General features: G+C 68.2%; 10 protein-coding genes. 4 read left to right on the top strand and 6 right to left on the bottom strand.

The annotated features are described in order from the left end of the window. The gene (locus AC5YGJ_RS03515; protein WP_496185732.1) at nt 1-1,785 is read right to left on the bottom strand and encodes a DUF2341 domain-containing protein; all 1,785 of its coding nucleotides are present in this window, start codon (nt 1,783-1,785) and stop codon (nt 1-3) included. Between the two features lie 38 nt (nt 1,786-1,823). After that, the gene (locus tag AC5YGJ_RS03510; protein ID WP_496185731.1) at nt 1,824-3,440 is read right to left on the bottom strand and encodes a ShlB/FhaC/HecB family hemolysin secretion/activation protein; all 1,617 of its coding nucleotides are present in this window, start codon (nt 3,438-3,440) and stop codon (nt 1,824-1,826) included. Nucleotides 3,441-3,641: 201 nt separating this feature from the next. On the opposite strand from AC5YGJ_RS03510, the gene AC5YGJ_RS03505 reads away from it, so the two are divergent. Beyond that, entirely contained in the window at nt 3,642-3,977 is a 336-nt protein-coding gene (locus AC5YGJ_RS03505) for a hypothetical protein (RefSeq protein ID WP_496185730.1), read from the top strand. 78 nt (nt 3,978-4,055) lie between these two features. On the opposite strand, the gene AC5YGJ_RS03500 is transcribed toward AC5YGJ_RS03505, so the two are convergent. Further along, the gene (locus AC5YGJ_RS03500; RefSeq protein WP_496185729.1) at nt 4,056-4,505 is read right to left on the bottom strand and encodes a hypothetical protein; all 450 of its coding nucleotides are present in this window, start codon (nt 4,503-4,505) and stop codon (nt 4,056-4,058) included. A gap of 115 nt (nt 4,506-4,620) precedes the next feature. Between AC5YGJ_RS03500 and gspH the strand changes: the two genes are divergently transcribed. From gspH to AC5YGJ_RS03485, 3 genes are read left to right on the top strand one after another with little or no spacing between them, the layout of a single operon-like run. Next, nucleotides 4,621-5,067: a type II secretion system minor pseudopilin GspH gene (gene gspH / locus AC5YGJ_RS03495; protein ID WP_496185728.1), complete on the top strand. Its 447-nt coding sequence runs from the start codon at nt 4,621-4,623 to the stop codon at nt 5,065-5,067. Beyond that, nucleotides 5,064-5,426, top strand: coding sequence for a type II secretion system minor pseudopilin GspI (gene gspI / locus AC5YGJ_RS03490; protein WP_496185727.1), 363 nt, complete (start codon nt 5,064-5,066; stop codon nt 5,424-5,426). Before gspH ends, gspI begins: the two co-directional genes overlap by 4 nt. Beyond that, nucleotides 5,423-6,037 carry a prepilin-type N-terminal cleavage/methylation domain-containing protein gene (locus AC5YGJ_RS03485; protein ID WP_496185726.1) on the top strand — a complete coding sequence of 205 codons (615 nt, stop codon included), beginning with the start codon at nt 5,423-5,425 and terminating at the stop codon, nt 6,035-6,037. The genes gspI and AC5YGJ_RS03485 overlap by 4 nt, the downstream gene beginning before the upstream one ends. 219 nt (nt 6,038-6,256) lie before the next feature. On the opposite strand, the gene AC5YGJ_RS03480 is transcribed toward AC5YGJ_RS03485, so the two are convergent. From AC5YGJ_RS03480 to gspF, 3 genes are all read right to left on the bottom strand, one after another. Beyond that, entirely contained in the window at nt 6,257-18,649 is a 12,393-nt protein-coding gene (locus AC5YGJ_RS03480) for a filamentous hemagglutinin family protein (RefSeq protein ID WP_496185725.1), read from the bottom strand. Nucleotides 18,650-18,853: 204 nt separating this feature from the next. Further along, nucleotides 18,854-20,050, bottom strand: a complete 1,197-nt coding sequence (locus tag AC5YGJ_RS03475) for a substrate-binding domain-containing protein (RefSeq protein WP_496185724.1) — start codon at nt 20,048-20,050, stop codon at nt 18,854-18,856. Nucleotides 20,051-20,360: 310 nt separating this feature from the next. Further along, nucleotides 20,361-21,560: a type II secretion system inner membrane protein GspF gene (gspF, locus tag AC5YGJ_RS03470; protein ID WP_496185723.1), complete on the bottom strand. Its 1,200-nt coding sequence runs from the start codon at nt 21,558-21,560 to the stop codon at nt 20,361-20,363. Between the last annotated feature and the right edge of the window lie 3 nt (nt 21,561-21,563).

Genomic DNA, 21,563 nt, shown 5'->3' with positions numbered 1-21,563 from the left:
TCAGCCCTGGACCGCGGCGGGGCCGCGCCCGTCCTGCTCTTCGGCCAGGCGTGCGGCGAACTCATCGATGAACACCGCCATATCGGCGCCGATCGCCTCGGCGCGTGCGCCCAGATAGTTGTAGCCGAACAGTGCCGGGATCGCGACACCGAGGCCGGCCGCCGTACACAGCAGCGCCGCGGCCATGCCCGGTGCCACCGAGTTGATGTCCACCGCGCCGGCCATCGCCGCCACCACGAACACCAGCATGATGCCGATCACGGTACCGAACAGGCCCACGTACGGCGCACCTTCGATGGTGGTCGACAGCCAGTTCATGCGGCGGGCCATCGCTTCCTGCTCGCGCACCATCACCGCATCCATCGAGGCGCGGATCGCGGCGATGGTGGCCCCACTGAGGTAGCCACTGTTGCCGTCGCGCTGATGGCGCTGCTGCATCTCATCAATGGCCACCTGGTAGATGCGCCACAGCGAACCGTCGTGCATCGCAGTGGGCGCCTTGCCCTGGCGATCCATGTCGGACAGGGTGCGCAGCGGCACGCCGGACAGCTTGCCAAAGCTCTCGGTGAACACCGCATTGGCCTTGCTGGTGCGGCCGAAGTGGCGGCTCTTGGCGATCATGATCGCCCACGACAGCAACATCATCAGGCCAAGGATGGCGACCACCACCCAGGCATCGAACGGCATCGCCTTGAGGATGAAGGCGAAGTGGCTCTGTCCGGCCGACTGTTCGTCGGCGCCGTAGCTGATCAGGCGCGAATCGGCCCCCTGCGCGGTGGCATCGGCCAGCAGCAATGCTGCCGGACGCGCGACCCGCGAGATGCGCAGCTCATCCAGCGCGCCTTCGAAGTTGGCCAGTGGCTGCGTCGCGCCGGGCGCGTCGGCACCCAGCACCGGGGCGGTGGACAGCGCCGGAAGATCACCACTGAGCTGCGCCACCACGCGACCGTTGAGATACAGCTGCACGGCGCCCTTCTCTGCGGTGATGGCCACGTGCGCCCACTGCCCTTCCGGAATCGGTTGCGCCGGCGTGCTGCGCTGGCCATTGAGCTGCACGAACGGCACCCGGTTGTCGAGGCCCAGCACCAGCTCGGACGCGCCGTCACGGCGGGCGTAGATGGCTTGTGCAGCGTTGTTGCTGCCCGGCTTGATCCAGGCCGAGACGGTCAGCGGTGCGCCCGCCTCCTGTGCCAGCGAGGCGCTGGCCGGCAGCGGCAGCGGCCCGGTGCCCAGCTGCACGCCACGGCCGATCACCGAACCTTCCGCCGGCGGCGCCACCGCACCGGCATTGTTGCCGTAGGCGGTGGTATCGCGCGCCGGGGCATTGGCCTCGGCAAAGTGGTAGACCAGCGTGTAATCCGGGTCGAACACCTGCTGGCCGTTGCCGCTGGCCGGGGCCTTTTCGTTGCCGTAGTACATCCAGATCGTCTGCGGCACGGTGGCGCTCAGCGCCGGCACGTCCACCCAGACCAGGGCAAGGCCCAGCGTGGGATCGAACTGCTCAATCTGGTGGGCCAGCACGGTGCGGCCATCGCCCGAGACGAAACGCAGGTCGTTGCCCGCATCCTGGGTGCCGTCGAAACCGAAGTTGCCGGTATGCAGGCGCAGCAGCAGCGGCGTGCGGCCCGGGTCACCGGCCAGGCCCGCGCCCTGCGGGCCAGCGTCGACGGTGATCGGCTTGCGGTACTTCCATTCGGCCTGCCACCAGTTGGCATCGGCCGCTGTGGCGGGCAACGCGACCAGCGCGGCCAGCAGCAGCAATACTCGGGAAAGCAAACGGTCCATGCGAAGGGTCTCCGGAGAACGCATGTTCAAGGAAAGGGTCAGTAGCTGGTGCTGATATTGAAATGCAGGCGCGGGTCGTCCTTGCGCGTGACCGGGCCATCGGCGTAGGGCCAGGCGTAGTCCAGGCGCAGTTGCAGGTGCTCGCCCAGGCGCAGCTGCGCGCCCAGGCCGACCGAGGCCAGGTTGTACTTGTCACGCTGCTCGGGCAGCGGCTGACGCAGGCGCAGGTACGCCGCATCAGCAAAGCTGTAGACGCGCAGATCGGTGCCGCTCCACAGCGACCACGCCGGGGTGCGCCATTCCAGGCTGGCCAAGCCGCCGTAGTCGCCGATCGCCTCGGCCGACAGGTAACCGCGCACGGTGTACATGCCGCCGGCGGCGAACTGTTCGGCCGACACCAGCGGCGCGTCGGTCACCTGCAACGAGCCGCGCGCGTACCACTGCCAGTCACTGCCGAAGGTGTGGGTGTTGGCCACATCGGCCTTGAACGCCACGAAGCTCGGGTCGGCCCAGTAGCGCTTCTGGCCGAACGCGGTGGCATCGCTGCCATAGCCGAACAGGCGCCGGGTGCCGGCCACCAGCTGGGTATTGATGCTCAGCTGATCGTGCTCGCCCTGGCGCACACCGACGAAGCCCAGGGTGACCGGGGCGTACTTCAACGGCGTCTTCAGGCTGTCCTTGCCCATCTGCGTATCTTCTTCGGTGTCCTTGAAATCCACACCGAGGCTGAGCTGGCGCCACCACTGGCTGCTGCCGGCCAGGCGGTAGTTGAGCTTGAGGCCGATCGAATGGCCGTTGCCGATCACATTGGTGCCGGTGCCGGTACCGACCTGGCCGCCTGCATTGAGCACGCGGCTGTCGGACTTATAGCCGGACGCCTCCAGGCTCCACGGCGTGCCCTCGAACGGCATCGTGTATGACGCCGAGAACACCTTGGCCTGCGTGGTATCTTCCGGCGCCATGTAGACGCTCACGCTGGCACTGTGGCCGCGCTTCCACAGATTGTCGTAGGCCAGCGACGCGCTCAGCCGCAGCTTCTCGGTGTCGGCGCTGTGGTCGTTGTTGAGGGCCGCACTGGCGCGCCACGGCGACTTCTCCTCCACCTGCAGATCCACGTCCATCGTGCCCGGCACCTGGCCCTCGCGCACCAGCGGCATCACCTGGCGGCGTCCGCCTTCGTTCAACGCGGTCAGTTCCTTCTGCGCCTGGTCGAAATCCGGCACCTTGCCCTCGGCCAGCGCAGGCACGCGCTCGCGGATGCGGTCGGGGGACTCATGCTTCGTGCCCACCACGCGCAGCTGGCCGATCGGGGTCTGCTGCACTTTCAGCAGTACCACGCCGCCACTGACCTGCTGTTCCGGCAGCTCGACCTGGACCGACTGGTAGCCGGCCTGCTGGTACAAGGCGTTCACCGCATCGCGCGCCTTCTCGACATCGGCCAGCGTCTTGCCAGGGCCCAGGAACGGCTCCACCGCGCGTTCGATCTGGCGTGGGTCGAGTACCGTGTTGCCACGCACGATGTACTCGTTGATGTTGACGCTGGGCGCCGGCGCCACGTCCTGCGCAAGCAGTGGCAGCGGCAACGCGGCCAGGGCCAGTACCAGCGGATGCAGGCGCAGCGTGAGGCGGTCGGCTCGGCACGGAACAGGAGTCATCGAAGGCATCGCGTCGTATCGAAGGGAATGGCCAGGGAGCGGCGCGTGGGTCTACCAACAGGACGTGTACGCCGCGTCAAAGCCGCCAACAGTTTTGTGACAGCACTGTCATCTTTTGACAGCGCCGAAACGCCTGCCGGCGGACCCTGCCTTCGCCACACGTCTTCATTGCAGAACGTCAATTGCTGCGGGAGATTCGAGATGCGTGAATCGTTGATGGCGTGCCTGCGCGCCGCCCTCTCCCTTGCTCTGCTGCTGTCGCTGCCGTCGGCTCGCGCCGATGAGACGAAGAAGCAGGAAGACGCCGCGCCCTGCATCGAAGTGCAGGTCAACGGCGAGCGCGTCCCGGCGTGGGAGTGCCTGCAACGCAAGCTGGCCCCGACTGCGAACGCGGCCAAACCGGCAACGCTGCCCGAGGCCGAACGCGTGATGCACTTACCGGGAAACCAGCGCATGCAGTACAACCTGGAAGGCACGCGGCAGCGCATGGGCGATGCCTTTGGTCGCTCGGTAGTGCCGCAGCGACCTGCGCGCTGAACCATCGCTCGGCAGGAGTCTGTAGCGTCGAGCCATGCTCGACTGTTCTCGCAGACGCAGCCGAGCGTGGACCCGGCTCTACCGTGCGGCCGGCACGATGCCATCGGTCGGCATCGGGGGCAGCCCAGGCACCGGTAGACTGCGTGACTGCCCGGCCTGTGTCAGTTCCACGTTACTGGCGCTGACGCTGGCCAGCACCGTAGACGGGCCCAGCCGTTGCCCAGGCGCGTAGGCCTCGGCGGGCCGGCCATCCACCGAAAGCAGCGCCAGCGGCGCGTGGTCGCCGGCCATTACGCCCAGCACGACAACGTCGGTCTGCACCGCGCCCGGTGAAAGCAGCCGCACCAGCGGCATGCTTGCAGCCGCATCGAAGGCGGGCCGTGCGGGAGGCCCGGCGTGCGCTTCGCTGGCGGCGGCGGCCGCTACCGGCGCGGCCAGGGTCACGCCCCAATAGACCACCACCGCCAGCAGCAGCGTGGCTGCCAACAGGGTCAACACCCGATTACGATCCCAGCGCTTGCCATCCATGTTCCGCACCGTCGCCACCTTCGTGTATGCCCACGCTAGCAGCTGCCGCTGACGCTTTTGTTTCATCATGGGCGCGTACGCTGCCAAGCGTCGGCAAGGACAGGAGGCGATGTCGATGCAGCGCATTCCGCGCGGCTTCACCCTGCTGGAACTGATGGTGGTGCTGGTGATCGTCGGCATCTGCACGGCCGGCATCGGCCTGGGGCTGGGCAGCCTGCTCGACCCCAGCCGCCAGCTGCGGCAGGAGGCTGAACGGCTCGCGCAGCGCCTGCAGGTGGCGCGCGACGAGGCCCGTATCGATGGCAGGGCCCTGCGCTGGCAGGCCGATGCCTCCGGCTATCGATTCAGCCGCCGCGATGGCTTCCGCTGGGGGGACGTGCAGCGCGACGATCTGCTGCGGCCGCAACGCTGGCAGACGGCAGGCGTCACGGTACAACCCACTACCGCCATCGAACTCAGCCCGGAATGGATCGGAGTTTCCTGGGAACTGACACTGTCGCTGGACGGCCGCAGCGTGCGTCTTCGTGATGATGGCAGCGGACAGTTGCAGGTCATGCAATGAAGCGGAATGCGGGCGGATTCACCTTGATTGAAGTACTGATCGCACTGGCGATCGTTTCGATCGCGCTGGCCGCGGTGATGCGCTCGGTGGCCGTGGCCACCGACGATCAATCACGCTTTCGTGATCGCCGCCTCGCGCTGCTGTGCGCGCAGGATCGCTGGCAGGAACTGCGCCTTTCCGGGCAGGTGCCGCAGCAGGGGCAGCAGCGCTGCGTGCAGGGGCGTGGCAGCTTCCTGGTGCTGCAGCAGCTGGGGCCGGGAGCGGACGGGCAAGCGCAGCTGGAACTGAGCGTGGTTGCCGAGGATGCGCCGGCGCAGGCGCTGGCACGGCTGCAGCTGCCGTGGACATCGCCGCCATGAGACGTCCTGCCGGCGGGTTCACCCTGATCGAGGTGATGATCGCGATCACCATCATGGGCGTACTGGCACTGATCTGCTGGCGCGCGCTGGACAGCGTGGCCAGCAGCGACCAGCGTCTGCGCCAGGCCGATGCCGAGACCACCACCGCGTTGCGGGTACTGCAGCAGTTCCAGCGCGACATCGAAATGCGCGCGGACGACGCGCTGATGAACGGCGCGGTGCGCCCTGCGGACCAGCCGCAGCGGCTGCTGCCACCTTCGCTGGCGAGCGAGCGGCATCCGGATGGCAGCTTCGCGCTGGAGATCACCCGCAGCGTGGGCAGCGACGGGCTGCGCTGGCAGCGGGTGCGCTGGTGGCGGCAGGGCAACACGTTGTGGCGGGCCAGCGGTGCAGCCACCGACCGTTATCCTCTGCCGGCACCGGAGCCTTCGAAGGGCATTGCCGTGGCGCGCGATGTACAGCGGTTCGAACTGCGTGCCTGGCAGCCCGGTGCGGGCTGGGCGGTGTTGCCGGGCCAGGCTGAGGTGTTGCCCGCCACCGGGCTGGAACTGCGGCTGGGGCTGCGCGATGGGCGTGGGCCGTTGAGCTACCGGCGGGTGTTGGCGCTGTAGGATTCTTCCCTGGCAACGCCTCCACGCATGGCGTGGATCTACCTCCCTCCTGCCGCCGGGCGCACTCCTGCACCCGGCGGCGCCCTGTCGGTGGTCCTCACCGCCGATGGCCGCTCCCTGCCCTCCGTGCCGTCCTGGCTGGGGCCGCTGCCGTTCCGTGGCGGCTGGCCCGATGCTGCGTGTTCCTGCAGGTTGGTCGCATCCACGCAGGGCGTGGATCTACCGGCGCTGCGTGCCCTCCTCGGGGTTCGCCTGCGGGAACTGGAAGGCGCTGTTGCTGTCGTAGCCGCTGCTGACCTGGGTGCCGCGCGCCGGTGGAGCAATGCTGCTTGTTCCGCCGCCAAAGCCCAGAATCTGCACGCTGATCACCGACGGCTGGTTGCGCCGCGCATCATCCTGGCTCTTGCGCATCACGTCCTGTGCGGCCTGGCTGGCGCTGTTGGCGGCCGCACTGGCCGAGGCCAGCGCGTTGACGTTCACCGTGGCCAGCACCGGCAGGCCCTTGCTTTGGCCCTGTACCTGGATGTTGGCGGCGTTGAGCACCTGCAGCGCGGCAAGGTTGATGTTGCCCGACACGCGGATGCCAGCCTCGCCTGCATCGATGGTGCCCAGCGGTGCGATCAGGTCGACGTCGCCCGGCGGCACTTCGGCAATGGGATTCAGGGTCGCGATGCCTGCACCGCTGGCCGGGGCCTGCGGCGACAGGATCACGTTGCCCCAGCCGTCATAGACGCGACGCGGTGGCGTGTACAGCAACGTGGTCTGCGAACCACGACCGGCATTGATGTCACCCTGCTCCGACCAGGCCAGGATGTCTCCGCCGAACGTTGTCATCACCCGCGACAGCCCCAGCAGAACGCTGTCCTGGCTGAACAGCCGGATGTCACCCTGCCCCTGCGTCACCAGCCCGGCACTGGCCGGTGGCACCACACCCTGCACACCGACCACGATCTGCCCGCCCGGTGCCATCAGCTCGATGTTGCCACCGGCTTCGGTACGCACGCCCGAACCGCCGTACATCACGATGTCGCCGGTACGCTGGACCGATGCGCCCGTGGCAGCCTTGTCAGGCATCAGCGTGGCGATCGCTTCGCGACCGCGCAGGTAGGAACCCGAACGCGGGCCTTCGGCATCGGTGTATTCGCGCCCACCTTCACGCAGTTCAGCGTAGTAGACCTGGCGCAGGAAGATGCGCTGCTGTTCCTTCGGCAGCCGGTCGAACGCTGCCAGGGCCTCGGCGCCCTCCACAACTGATCCGAAGCGCTGCTGCAGCCACTGCCTCAACTCCTTGTCGTAGATCTTCACCGCCTTGCCCGGCTGTGAGGCCAACGACTGCGAGGCATCGGCGAGGTTGGCCGGATCCAGGTAGCGGGTGCGCACTGCGTCGAAATCAATGCCCTGGTTGCCCGCCGTCAAGGCAATGCTTGCGCCCGGGCGCGTATCGCCCTGCACGATGCCGCCCAGGCTGACGATGCTGCCCGCCTCCTCCTGGCGCAGCTGGCGACCGGCGCTGACCTCGACATTGCCCGGGCCGGCCACCGTCAGGTTGCTGCGGATGATGTCCCGGCCTGCCTCGATCCCGCTGATATCGGTACCGCTGGTGTTGAGCGCGGTGACATCGGCGCCGATGACATCGCGGCCGGCGCGCAGCCGTACCGCCGAACCCGCCTCAAACCAGTCAAATACGGTACGCCCATCATTCTGGCCATTGCGCGAGAGCTGCCGCCTGCTGCCGCTGCCCAGCCCGATGATATCGCCGGCCACGGCATAGAACCGGCTGACCGCAGTCGGCGTAGCCGGCAACAACGCACCCAGCGCGGTATTGGGACCGAACGCGAAGTACGGCAGCACGGTGCCGGGGCTGGCCGCATTCCCATCGACGGATACATTGCTGCGCACGGTTCCGGCGTTTCCGGGACCCTGCGCGATGAAGCCGGGATCGAACGGGCCCGGGATGCGGGCATCACTGCTGGAGCGCGCGATCTGTGTCGCCCGGTTGGCAGCCAGGATCGATCCTCCCGCCAACACCTCCAGCCGCCCCGACGCCGACGGCGCCAGCAGGATGACGTCCTGGGCATCGGGCACACTGCTGCTGCGCAGATTGGCGAGATTGATGTTGCCGGAGGCCGCAATGGCGGTGAACCGGGAGGGATACAGCCAGTAGTTGAGATAGATGTCGCCATTGCTGGCGTTGCTCTCAACCACCTCCCTGGCCTGGTTGCTGCCGCTCGCATGCTGCGTGCCCACCAGGCCCGGCGAGAGATTGCCGCCGGCGGAGAACAGGTCCAGCGCGGTGCGCGGCGTCCATAGCGAGAACCAGCTTGTGCCAGACGCGCGGCTGCCATCATCCAGCACGATGGTGTTGAAATTGGCCACGGGAACCCGGCCTGGATCGGCGGCACTACCCAGCACCACGTCACCGCGCGCCTGCAACTGCGCGGTTGAGTCGCCCAGCACCAGCACCGGTCCGGCCATCGCAACCGGGCTGTCGGCCACCAGCGGATCCTTCAGGCCCAGCTGCCCATAGCTGGCCTGGACGGCACTGAGGCCACCGATGCGCGCAGCGTCGATGCGGGTATTGCCACGAACATTGGTCACCACGCCATTGACGTCCAGGTCCTGCTGATCCGATGTGCTGCCACGACTGCTGGCACGCAGGCCCGGATTCAGTGCCCCCGCGCTGCGCAGGGCCATGTCACCACCGCCGGTGACATGCAACTGGCCATCGACCACACGCCCGGTTGATCCGACCGCGACCGAAAGCGCACCCGAATGCGGCGAGATCTCGTACCCCAGCGCGTTGCCCATGCTGTCCAGCATGCCCATATGGCGGCCTGCGTCCAGGCTCAGATTGCCGCCCCCCAACGTGCCGAACCCGGTGAAGCCCACCAGGCGGGGGGTTGCGTCCAGTTCGGGCCTCACCGTGCTGTAGGTTCCGAAGTTGATCCACCAACTGGTCGGCGTCTGCACGACACCACCGGTGGTGCCCGACCCCTGCCGCCACAACCAGTTGCCCACCGCTGCGCTTGAGTGGCCAGCCTGGTCGCGCTGGACCGTGCCCGATTCCGCGCGGAAGCTCCATGTATCGCCGATGATGTCGCGCCCCGCCTCGATGCGCAGGTTGCCACCCTGGTCTGGATACCACGCCTGATAGCTGGCGAGGGCCGCGTCGTAGGCCCCGGAGGCCTGGGTCGAACCGAGCAGCACGGTGTTCTCCGGCTTCGGCGCACGCGCCGCATTGAAGCGCGGATCGCTGCCATCGCCCAGATGGGTGGGCGTACCTGCGGTGTAGACACCGAAGCCGGATTTCATGCGCACGTCCTGCGCCGCCAGCAGCGCCAGGTCTCCCTTGCCGGTACGCAACACGCTCCAGGCCGGCGAGCCCAGGCGCTTGCCGTAGGTGGTGACTTCGGTAAGCGTGCCGCCGCCGTAGCAGTAGCCGGTAACCGCACAGATATCTTCCTCGGACATGCCCATCTCGGCGCCAAGTTCCGATGCAGGCCTGCCGACCCAGGACTCGTCGCCCCACCACATCAGTGAACCCTCCTTGTCCACCAGGCGTGGCGCCGCGCCGCAGAACGGCCCCAGTTCGCAGATGTCACCTTCGGCGACACCGAGCATTTCCGCCGCCTCCCGCGGCGACTTGCCGACCAGACTGTCGTCTCCCCACCAGAACAGCGAACCTTCCAGGTTGACGACACGATCGCCTTTCCATTCCGTCGTGGTGGTCACCGTACCGATGGTGCTGTAGTGGCTGTCGGCGAGCACGATGCTGCCGTCACTGCCCCAGCGGCGCGTGCGCGGATCGGCAGACGCCGTATCTGCACCGGCCACCGCGGTCAGGTCCCATGACGTGGTCCCTTCGGGCAGCATCGCGGCCAACGCCCAATTGCGCCCCTGTCGGCCGCTGGCGTCGGCCACCCGCAGCTTCACCGGAGCGTCGCCAGCCAGTTCCACCTTGGTCATCGAGGGGATGATGGCACCGGCATGCAGATCCAGTGCGCCAGAAAGCTTCATTGCAATGGGCAGTGCGACACCGGCCGGCCACACCTGTGCGGCCACCGGCGCCGGCGTGCGCAGGCGGAAGCCGGCACCCAGCTGTGCGCCTGCCTGCAGGGTAAGCGCCTGGGCCAGCACGGTGCCTGCTGCCAGCACCTGGCCGCCATCGGTGGTCACCGCCGCTCCCAGCACACTGCCGGCGGGCAGCGTGAGCTCTGCCGACAGCGTCATGGCCGCCGGCAGCACCGTACCGGACGGCAAGGTCAGCGCCTGGAACGGCAGCGCGTAATTCAGTGTCGCTCCGGCGCGGAACTCGGTGCCACTCTGAAGCTTGACCCCCTCGCCGGGCACGATCAGATCGCCGCCAAATGCGGTGTTCGGCGAGCCTGCGCTGCGCCCTTCCAGCAGCATCCAGCCGTCTTCATCCGGGTTGGCAGGCGGCGGCGCGAATCCGTCGTTGATGCTGCCATAGACGTTGATATCGCCCTCGGCACGCAGCACCAGCGCTGCCGACTCGCCGAATCCACGGCGTGCAGGATTGAGACGGTTCGACTGCGGTCCGTAGCGGTAGCCGGACAGATCGATATCGCCGGCCACCACCAGGTCACCACGCGGATTGTCGCTGCTGCTCCGCGCCACCAGCTGCACACCGGGGCGCAGGCGGTAGCTGCCCAGGGCGGCGGTGCGCTGCTGCAATCCGGTATTGGCCAGCGCGGCGTTCATCCACAGGCTGTTGTCCGGGTCCACCACCGTATCCAGCCATTGCTGGTTGATCACCTGCGGACGATGGCCGTGCACATCTGGAGCGCTGGCCAGCGGCGCCGAATCGTAGCTGCGGAAGGCGTTGACCTGGAGGTCGCCGGCACCGGCAATGCGGATGCCGCTGGCCACCTCGATCGCTGCATCGTTGCTGCCCACGCGGGGCACGTTGAGCTTGACGCTGCCGCGTGCGCGGCCGTCGTTCCGGCCCGGGCCGCTACCGGTGGCCACCGAAGTGCCGGCGCGCAGGTCCATCGAGGCCGCCGCACCCAGCTGCAGGCTGCCGTTGGCCGAGGTCAGTTCGATCATGGCCCGGTTCGGGCTGTCGATGATCTTGCCGTAGCTGTCCACGCGCAGGCCGCTGCCATGCGCATCCAACGTGCCATCGATACGCAGCACATCGCGGGCCGACAGGCGGATGCTGCCGACCTGTTCGCCACTGGCATCGATGCGGCCCGAGACCTGCAGGCTGCCGCCATCGACGCTGATATCGACATTGCGGGCTTTCACCTCATCGCCGATCAGCAGGTCGCCTTCACGCAACTGGAAGGTCCGGCCACCGGTGATGCCACCGGCGGTAAGCCGAGTGTTCAGGCCGGAGAAGTCCTGCAACTGGCGTGCACGCAGCACCAGCTCGCCACCGTCGTAGGGCACTTCGGTGCCACCGGCGTCGTAGCGGCCGCTGGCGCCGCCCAGCAGGATCCCGGCCAGATCGACGCGGCCGCCCTGCGGGCCCAGCGCAGCGACAGTCAGGCGGCCGCCGCGGTTGTTGCGGGCGGACAGGTCGATACGCGACCCGGCGTCGGCAACGATGTCACCTTCGCGGCTCGTCAGCGCCACGTCGCCGCCCCAGCTGTACTTGTCCACATCGAACAGGGTGACCTTGCGTCCGGCCATGTCCAGCACCGCGTTGCTGCCAAGCGCCACGTCCTGGCGGGCATTGGCTTCGAACCGGCCGGACGCCAGCGCCACCCGGCTGTCGATGCCGATCCGTTCGGCCGTTATCGACAACTCCGCACCCAACGCATCGCTGCCCGCGGTCGCCGCAGCACCGCGCAGCTGCACCGTTCCGCCATTGCGGATGGCCAGCTGCGCACCCGCGTTGCCGGTCAGCAGCGGGGTGACGATATCCAGCGCGCCGCCGCTGAACTGCCAGCCGCTGCCTGCCACGTAGTCGCCCTGGCGCTGGAAGACGTCCAGGCTGCCCTTGCCGGAGAACAGCATGCGATCCGACGCCGCCAGCGTAACGCCGGCGAAGCCGAGCACCTGGCGATCTGCGGCCACCGACGAGCTGGGCCGGGTGAAGGGCGCACGCCCCAGCTCCAGCACCCGCGTACTGATCTCCAGCTGTCCTTGGCCAAGCCGCCCCACCATCGCCTCGCCGGCCGGTTGGGTCTGCTCACCGCCGGCCAATGCGGTGCCGGCCAGCGTACCGTCCCAGACCAGCGTATCGGCGAAGATGCGCGCGCGATCGGTAGCGCTGCCGTAACCGTGGATGGCCGGTGCGCCCAGCACCAGGCTGCGCAGGCTGCTGCGACCGGTTGCGCCCTCACGGGTGTCCAGGTCCACGCTGCCGAAGACGTTGATGGCATCGCGCGCAGTCAGGCTGAGCGCCTCCAGCGCCGGCGCGCCGGTGGCGGTGTTTCCGCGCAGCAACCGCTGCAGCACCTCCTGGTTCATGGTCATGCCAGCCGGCAGGCCACCGGCCGCCGTTGCCGCCGCAATGGCTTCGGCGCTGCCGAGATTGAGGGCCGACATGCCCAGGCCGAGCTGGCGCGTGCCATAGCTCACCGCGTCGCCAATGTTCAAGGCGCCGTCGGTGACCACATTGATGCTGCCTGCCGACAGCAACCGGGTCTGGCCATTGCAGCCCACCACGCATCCGCCGATGTCGATCGCCACCGGACCGGCGGCAGTGCCGCCCTGCGCACTGAGCGCCGTCAAGCGCTGGTTCGACACGGCAAGCAGGCCGCCCGACACCAGATAGGGCGCCGTGGGCTGCACAACGAGCGAGGGATCGGCCGCGGTCAAGGTATCGATCGAAGCACCCTGCTCGACCAGGATTCCCTTGCCCCCGAACGCGGCCGACAGCAGCACTTCCTGCGCCGTCAGGTTGACGCCGTTGCGCACCACGATGTGCTGCGCGCTGCCCTCCAGCGAATAAGTCGTCGCGTCACGCCGCAGCACGCCGCCGATCAGCATCGTTTCCGGGCGGAACGCATTGAGCGCCGAATCGAAGAGGGTGGCGCCGCTGCCGCTGCCGGCACTAGCGCCCTGGGTGGCAATCTCCAGCATCGCCTCATTGGAAGCGAGCAGATTGACCGAAAGGGTGCCGCCCCGTCCGTCATTGCTGCCGGCGTTGAAGCGTGACACGCCCTGGAAGTTCGCGGCCGGCACGCTGGAACGTCCGGCGCCATCGCCCAGCACCAGATTGAGGTTGCCCGCGTCCGTTGGCCGCCAGCGCAGCGCTTCACCACGCCGCTCGGCCACGCCCTGTACGAACGCGCTGTAGGGGGTCTCGTTGTAGCTGGCATGGCGGCGCACCACATCCGCCGGCGTCAGCACCAGATCGGTGAGCAGCGATGAGACTGCACCACCCAGGCTCTGCGCCTGGTGTCCACTGACGCGCCAGGAGCCGGTGCCGGTGGCCACGGGCTGGCGGCTGCCAACGGCGCTCTCAGCCCCGACTTCGACGCGGAACGCGCCCTTCTGCAGTGCGTAGCTGGCCGGCAGCAGCGTGTAGGTTCCCGCCGGGAGGCCGGGAACCCCGGCAGGAATGACAATCAGCTGGCCAACGCGCGGATCGGCGCTGCTGTCAGCGATCGCCTGCGGCGCCTGCGTGCCCGAGCGTCCCGGCATGATCGCGTAGACCGCATTGTCACTGCCGCTGAAGCGGTAGCGCGGGTTCGCGTCCGCCAGCGCGTGCCGCAGGATGTCCACCGAACCGCCTCGCCCGGCCACGAATGCGGCACCGGACAGCTCGCCGCCGCCAGACACGTCCAGCACGCTGCCCGCCACGCCATTGAAGGCGTTGGCCACGATGTCGATACCGATCGGGATGTTGGTCGAGCCGGGGCCCAGTACATCGAAGTCGGCACCATTGCGGCGCCAGCCCACACCATCGACGGTGCCGCCAAACGGCAGCTGCAGGCCCGCTCCGCTCACCGACGTCACGCTGCCTGCAAGCAGGTCGACGCGGCCGGCCACATTGGCGTTGAACTGCCGGCCACCGAGCTGCACACGGCCCCACGGTGCCTGCACATTGCCGCCCTGCCCCACCGTCGCCGCCACCAGCTCCAGGCTTCCGAACGCAGAGTCCGGTGCCGGTTGCGCGCCGCCTGCAACGCCATGGATGCGCAGCACGGCGTCGGGGTTCTGCCAGAACGGCTCGCCCGAAGGACCGATGTCGGGCACGCCGGCCACGATGCGTCCCTTGGCCCGCGCCGCCGGGTACAGGCGTGCGGCGCTGATGTCGATCGAACCCGGGCTTGCCAGCGTGGAGACCAGTGAACTGCTGGCGACCGGGGCCAGCATGCGGATGTCACCGCTGCTGCGCAGCGCGACCTGATCGAAGCCCGCCAGCCAGGTCACATCGCGCAGGTCGATCAGATCGGCGCCCACCTCCAGGCGATGCTGCCGGCCGGAGTCGAGGGGCGCCTCCAGCGGGCGCAACGTGCCTTCGCCGGCCGGTTGCCACCAGCGGCCCTGCGCAAGGCGGACATACGGCGCGGCCAGTTGCAGGTGGCCGCCCTCGCTGCCACCCGGGACGAAGCCGAGGTAACGCTCGTTCAAGCCCTGGATGCGCAGGCTCTGGTCCATGCGCAGATTGACATCCCCCTGCGTACGGATGTCACCGAACAGGGCCAGATGATCGAAACCACCGGCTTCGATCTGCTCCACCGACAGTGCCGCATGTCCGTATTCCAGGCGTGCGGGCAGGTCTGCCGCCTGCGCGGCGTGCTGGGTCAGTGAGATCACCCGCGGTGCCAGCACGTCCTTGCCGTTTGCCGCCCTGCCGTAGGTGCCACCACCGAAGGCAACCCCCAGGGTGCCGCCGCGCGCGCCGTCGCCGCCGGCCGCGGCGTCCAGTTCACCCTGCAGGTACAGGGCATTGCCGGTGCGCAGCACGATGCTGCCGCCGTCGCTGTCCACGCGGGTGCGCCCGCTGCCATCGATATCGAGCAGCGCCGAGGTACCGGAGGCATCCAGCCGCGCCCCACGCTCCACCACCACGAAGGTATCGGGCGGCAGGTGGCGTACGTTGTCCTGGTCTTCCCAGTCCAGCGCGCCCCCGATCTCGATCGTTCCGCCCTTGCGCACCTGCCCGCGCAACGTCCCGCGCGCGTCGGGCAGCGAAACGGTATCGCCACTCACGTCCAGCAGTGCGCCACCGGCGATCGTCCACTGGCGCTCGCGGCGTGCATCGCCACGTACACCGGACGGATCAAATGCCTCGTCCAGGCGGATGCGACCGCCGGCCGCCTTCAGACGGCCGGCCACGCTCAGGTTGCCGGCGCTGAACAGTTCGATCGACTGGCCCGGGTCGACCTCGATCCTGGCGCCCTTGCCAACGCGCAGGTCGGCCGTGGACAGCAGATGCCCCGCGCGCAGTGTCAGGCTCGCGCCGCCGCGCTGCGATACGCGACCACTGCTCGGATCGGCCTCGTACAACGATGGCGTCCAGGCCTGCACGCCCTGCTCGCGGGCCAGGGCCTGCGCTGCGCCGTCGGCCAGGCGCAGCCCAGGTCGCTCCACCTGCAGCTGGGTGCCCTGTTCAACCGTCAAGCCGTTGTGACCGGCGATGTCATAGCCGGCGAAGCCGCTGTTGAACAGCGCTGCCTGCAATCGCAGCGAGGCTGCCGATGCATCCGTGCCAGCCGCGCCGATGGACACCGCACCGCCGGTTGCCAACGTGAAGTTGCCGCAGCCATTACCAAGCGCGCTGAAGCGCGCGCCCTGGCCGAAGCGCAGCCGGCCGCTGCCGTCGGTGGCGACCTCGGTGCTGGCCGCGAGCAGACTGACGCTGCCGCCCTTGCCGACGCGCCCCTTGCCGTTGGCATCGATCGCGCCGCCGGCATCGACCAGAATCGTCGCTCCCTCGCCCACACCGATGTCGTGGCTGCTGTTGAAGCGCACCTGTCCGCCGTCGATCCACGCCTGTGCCGGACCGCCCTCCGGCGCTGCAAGCGCGTTGCTCCAGCCACCGCCAAGATCAATCCGCGCGCCCGCCGCAACGTCCACCGCGCCGCGCCCGGACCTCAGCAGCGCCGTGGGCCCGCCAAGCGCCGCAAGCAGGTTGCCGGCGTCCACCTGCCCGCCGGCAATCTGCACCGTTCCACCGAAGCTGACGCGGCTTGCGGTGAGTCCCAGCCGGCCGCCTTCCTGCAACCTGAGCGTGCCATCAAGGTCGATACGGCCCGCCGAAGCGAGGTCCACCTGCCCCCAGCGCTGGGCGCTCAGCATCTGACTGTCCAGCCACACCGTATTGCGCTGTGCTTCCGCGATCGGCGCCTGCAGCGTCCACGGCCGGGGGTCGGCCTGGATCTCTCCGATGCGGACATTCGAATCGAACACCGCACTGCGACCGGTGTTGTCGAAGCGCCCGAGCCACAGCTGGGCGTTGCGGGCCGCGGCCGTCTGCGCCTGCGCGTACCCGTCCTGCACCGGGTCGGGGCGGCGCGTCTGCTGCAGGCCCTGGAAGGCCGCCGTATCCACCTGGCCCTGCAGCACCGCTGTCGGCGCCGAGATCAGCAAGCGGCCAGCATCGCGTCCCACGGTGTACCCATTGTCGAAGCGTTGACCGGGGGCGACCAGCGGGTTGCGGAAGGATTCGGTGACGCCCCAGCGCTCCTGCTTCAGTTCGTAGCCCTGGTACAGACCGTCGTACAGCATCTCCGCCGGTGCATCGTCAAGGCGGTACAACTGGCCATTACGGCCACGCAGCCAGCTCTGCTGCACCACACCGGACTGCACGTCCAGGCTGCCACCGGCCAGATTGATGCGTGAACCGGCGTGGCTGACCACTTCCTTGCCTGCCAGCTGGACGGTGCCGCCCTGCGCCGCCCATTCGCTGATCGAATGCCCCTGATTGTCCAGGTAGCCACCCACTTCCAGCAGGCCGCCACCGGCATACCAGCGCGTGCCTTCATAGCCACCGGTACCGGCGGCGACTTCGGTCAACTGGCGGCGGTCGATCCACACCTCGCTGCTGATCAGCTTGCCGCTGTCACGGTTGTCGGGCGAATCGCGCAGCTCGTTGCCCTGCACCTTCACCTTGACGTTGTTGCTTTCCATCGCCACCTGCACGCCCACCGCACCGGAGACGTCCACGCGCGCGCCATCATCCAGATAGCTGCGGCGGCCGGCGTCGGCGATCACCTGGCCGCCGGTGGCCACTGCCAGCGAGCCGGCCTGGAAGTTCACATCGCCGCCGGAGACGACTTCGATGCGGGATTGCTCGCGGCGGTCCTGCAGGCGCGAGAGATTGTCGAAGGTGCCACTGTTGCTGGCACCGCGAAGCTTGTCCTGCTCGGCCGACTCCTTGATGAGGGCATCGCGCTGGCTGTCCAGCGCCGTGCTCTTGCGATCGTCTTCCAGCAGCACGGCCGTAGTCGAACCGGAAGCCAGGGTCACGCGGCCCGCCGCATCGGACGCCGAGTTCAGCAGGTGTACGGTGCCGCGCTGATTCAGCGTAGTGGTGGCAACCGCAACGCCGGCCTGTTCCACCGTGCGACCGGCCAGCGTGATGTCGCCCTCGCGGGCCTGGATCACACCGCTGTTGCGAACGCTGCCGGCCGTGCTGTCGGCGACGAAGCGCGGTGCGATCTCGTTGCCACGGGTGGTCGATGCAGTGTTCTGCGCCGTGCCCGCGCCACGGCGGATCACGAAACTGTCGCCGGAGGCAAGCTGGGTCTGGCCCTTGCGCGTCTCGATCTGGCCCGCGTTCTCCACGCTGTGGCCGGCCAGCAGCACGTAGCCACCGCCCCGCGTTGCCGTGGTGGGTTCGTGGGTGGTGATGCGTGCACCGCGTTCGACCATGACCTTGCCCAGGGCGTCGGTCAGCGCCGAGGTGTTCGCGTCGGCACTGTACAGACCCTGCTCACGGAACTGCGCGTCGCTGATGCGCGCCGCCGCCGCCACCAGGTTGCGGACATTGACCTGGCTGGTGTTGCCGAACACCACGCCATTGCGGTTGGCAACGAACACGGTGCCATTGGCCTTCAGCAGGCCAAGGATCTGGCTGGGCTGTGCGGCGGGATCGTTGACCCGGTTCAGCACGGCCCAATCGGCGTTCTGCAGGAAATTCAGCGTGGTGTTGCCACCAATGTTGAAGGTTTCCCAGTTCAGGATCGCCTGATCGGCGGTCTGCTCGATGTTGACCAGCACCCGCCCGTCGGCCGCCTGCGACTGGATCGCTTCGCGGGCATTGATCCAGCCACGCGTCAACGGATTCTCGTCAACCTTCAGGCCATCCTTGCCCAGGCCATCGGCCACTACGAAGCCCGCCTCGCGGCGCGTCTGCCGTGCCTGCTCCTGCAGGCGCTGCTGCAGGGCAATGGCTTGCGCGGCCGTGCCGAGGTTGTCAATGGACTGCTGCAGCTTCTGCCGCGCCGCATCCTGCTGCTGCGCGGGCAGCTGGAACTGGATCGGCACGCCATTGGGCATGCGCCCGCTCTGTGCCGCCGCGCCCTGCGCCGCACCGCGTTCGGCGAACCAGCCGGGGCTGAACGCCTGCTGGGCCTGGCTGGCCGGGGCCACCACGCTGCCCAGGGCCACGGCAACGGCCCAGGCCATCGGGTGGCTGCGCCACAGGGCAGCAGGGAAGCGGGCGGTGGGCGAATGCGGGTGCGACATCGGGGACCTCGTCAACCTGATGGGCCGCGTCGGCGGCGGCGTATACGGATGGGCCTGCGCCAGGCACGCCCTGCACCCCATAGACGGTGCTGGCGGCGTGAAGGCGACATGCCCGTCACTGTCATGCGGCGGACATACGCAGAAGGCGCCGGCATTGCTGCCGGCGCCCTTCTGCATCTCCTGCAACTACAGAAGCAATTGCAGTTACAGCGGACGACCGATGCCCGAGCAGGTGCTCGGATTGTTCACCGCACCGGCATTGCTGGCGGTGGCGAAGCGCGTACGGACGGCATCACGCCAGGCCTTGGTCAGCGGAATGAACTTGTGCGCGCGGATCGCGTCGTCATTCGGGCCCTTCTCGACGCCGTTGGCATCGACGACGCTGCCGTAGTGACGGGCCAGGAAGGCACGCACGTTGGCGCCCACAGTGCCGTTCTTGTAGCACTGGCCGAACACGAAGTTGGTGTAACCGGCAATCGGATAGCCCGCGTTCGGGTTGCCGAACACCGGCACCCAGTTCGCCGGGTTCTCGGCAGCGGCACCGGTCGGCGGCGCAGCGGTTTCCAGCGTGGCCTGCACGCTCACTTCATCCGGCGAGAAGCCCTTGACCTTGGCGATCCTGGTGGCATCGGTCAGGCTCGGGATCACGTCCGGACCGACGTAGCCGACGCGGCCGTCAACGGCATAGACGGCGTTGTACAGCGAGGTGCCACCGGTGGCCGGTGCGGCGATGAAGTTCGACGGCACGGTGGTGAACAGGTTGGCGAAGGTCGACTGTACCGAGAATGCCGGCACGCCGTTGGTCAGCTTCAGGTTGGTGCCCGACACGTCAGCCGGCTGGCAGGCGCTGGTCAGGAAGCGGCTCAGCAGTTCGCTGGTGCCGCTGCTTTCGCCGCGGTAGACAACCTGGATGGCGCCGGTACGGCCCAGGCCCGCCAGCTGGCTCCAGTTGTTGATCTTGCCGGAGAAGATGCCGCAGATCTGGGTGACCGACAGGTCAACCGCCGAACCGGCCTTGTTGAACGGAATGGTGACCGAGGTGGCGACCGACGGGATCTGCACCAGTGCGCCATAGCGGTTGGCATCGCCGGACACGTTGTAGGTGCTGTTGTAGGTGCTCAGCTCGGTGCCGCTCAGCACCGAGTCGCTGCCGGCGAAATGCACGGTGCCGGTGGCCTGGAACAGGCTGGAGTTGTTTTCCAGGAAGGCCTTCTTGCCGGTGCCCGAACCGGTCACGGCGTAGCTGAAGTTGGCCGGCAGGATGCTGTCGGCCTGGCCCTTGTACAGGTCGGCCGGCAGTGAGGCGCCGCCGCCGGTGACGGCGGTCTGGGCCGAGGCGGCACCGGCGGTGGCCAGCAGCGCGGTGGCAACCAGCGCGGCCAGGGTCTTGTACTTGTTCATGATCTTCTCCTGAAGGGTTTACTGCGAAGGTGAAACACCAAGGGAGGAACGGTCACTACACGCCTGCTGCCGCCGAGGGCCTCCCAGCCCACTCTGCGGCGACGTGGCTATGCTGGTCCGCGCCGATGACAGGCCGCTTAAGAAACCTGTGGAGGACCGGAAAAAGGTGTGGAGCTTTGTGTGGAGAATCGAAAGCGTGGCGACATGCCAACCGTGACTGTCGTGACGGGTAGCGTCCCGCGTCGACTGTGTAGAGCCGACTGTTGGTCGACTCGCGCGCGAAGCGCAGGCCTTTGACGCCATCTGCGCATCATTGCACCAGCTGGTTCATTTCCATGATCGGCATCAGCACCGCCAGCACGATGGTCAGCACCACGCCGCCCATCACCAGAATCATGGTCGGCTCCAGCAACGCGGTCAGTGCCATCGCACGGCGTTCGATCTCGCGCGAGATGGTCTGTGCGGCGCGATCCAGCAGCGATGCCAGCGCGCCGGTCTTCTCGCCGCTGGCCACCAGATGCACCAGGATCGGCGGATACACCTTCTGCACCTTCAACGCCGCGCCCAGTGCCGCGCCTTCGCGCACCCGCGTGGACACGTCATCGGCGCAGCGCGCCAGCAATGCATTGCCAAGTGTCTGCCGTGCCGCCTCCAGCGCACGCAGCAGCGGCACACCGGCATCGAGCAGGATCGCCAGCGTCGAGGCAAAGCGCGCACTGTTCACGCCCAGCACGAAGCGCCCGATCATCGGCACCCTCAGCAGCAGCGCATCCCAGCGCAGGCGCAGCTCGGGCCGGCGCAGCGCCAGCCGCCACGCCACCACCAACGCGGCAAGGCCCAACCCCATCCACACGCCCCAGCTGCGTACGAATGCGCTGGCCGCCAGCATCACCTGGGTCAGCATCGGCAGCGTCTGCCGCGCCTGCACGAACGCGGTCACAACCTGTGGCACCACGTAGCTGAGCAGGAAGATGACGATGGCCACCGACACCAGGCTGATCGCCGCCGGGTAGATGAACGCGGTCAGCACCTTGGCCTGCAGCGCGTTGCGCTCTTCGATGTAGTCAGCCAGGCGCTCCATCACGCGCGCGAGGTCGCCGGAGTCTTCGCCCGCACCCACCAGTGCCCGATAGATCGGTGGGAAGTCGCGTGGGCGCGCCGCCAGTGCTACCGTCAAACGCTGACCTGCACGCACGTCGGCGCGCACAGCGGTGAGCGCCTGGGAAACATGCGGGCGTTCGGCCTGTTCGATCACCACGCTCAACGCCGCTTCCAGGGGCAGGCTCGCCGCCAGCAGGCTGGCCAGCTGACGCGTGGCCCAGGCCAGCTCGCTGGCAGACAGCCGTCGCGCGCCCCAGCCGGCACCGGCACCGCGTGCCGCGCTCACCTGTACCGGCGTCAGTCCACGCCCGCGCAGCAGCTGGCGAGCGCCGCGCGGGCTGTCGGCATCCAGTTGCCCCTTCTCGATGCGCCCCTGTGCGTTGGCCGCCTGATAGTCGAACAGTGCCATGGC

Source organism: Stenotrophomonas sp. CS3K5 (assembly GCF_059515225.1).
Note: the sequence above shows the minus strand (reverse complement) of the source record. Positions and strands in the feature narration are given on the sequence as shown.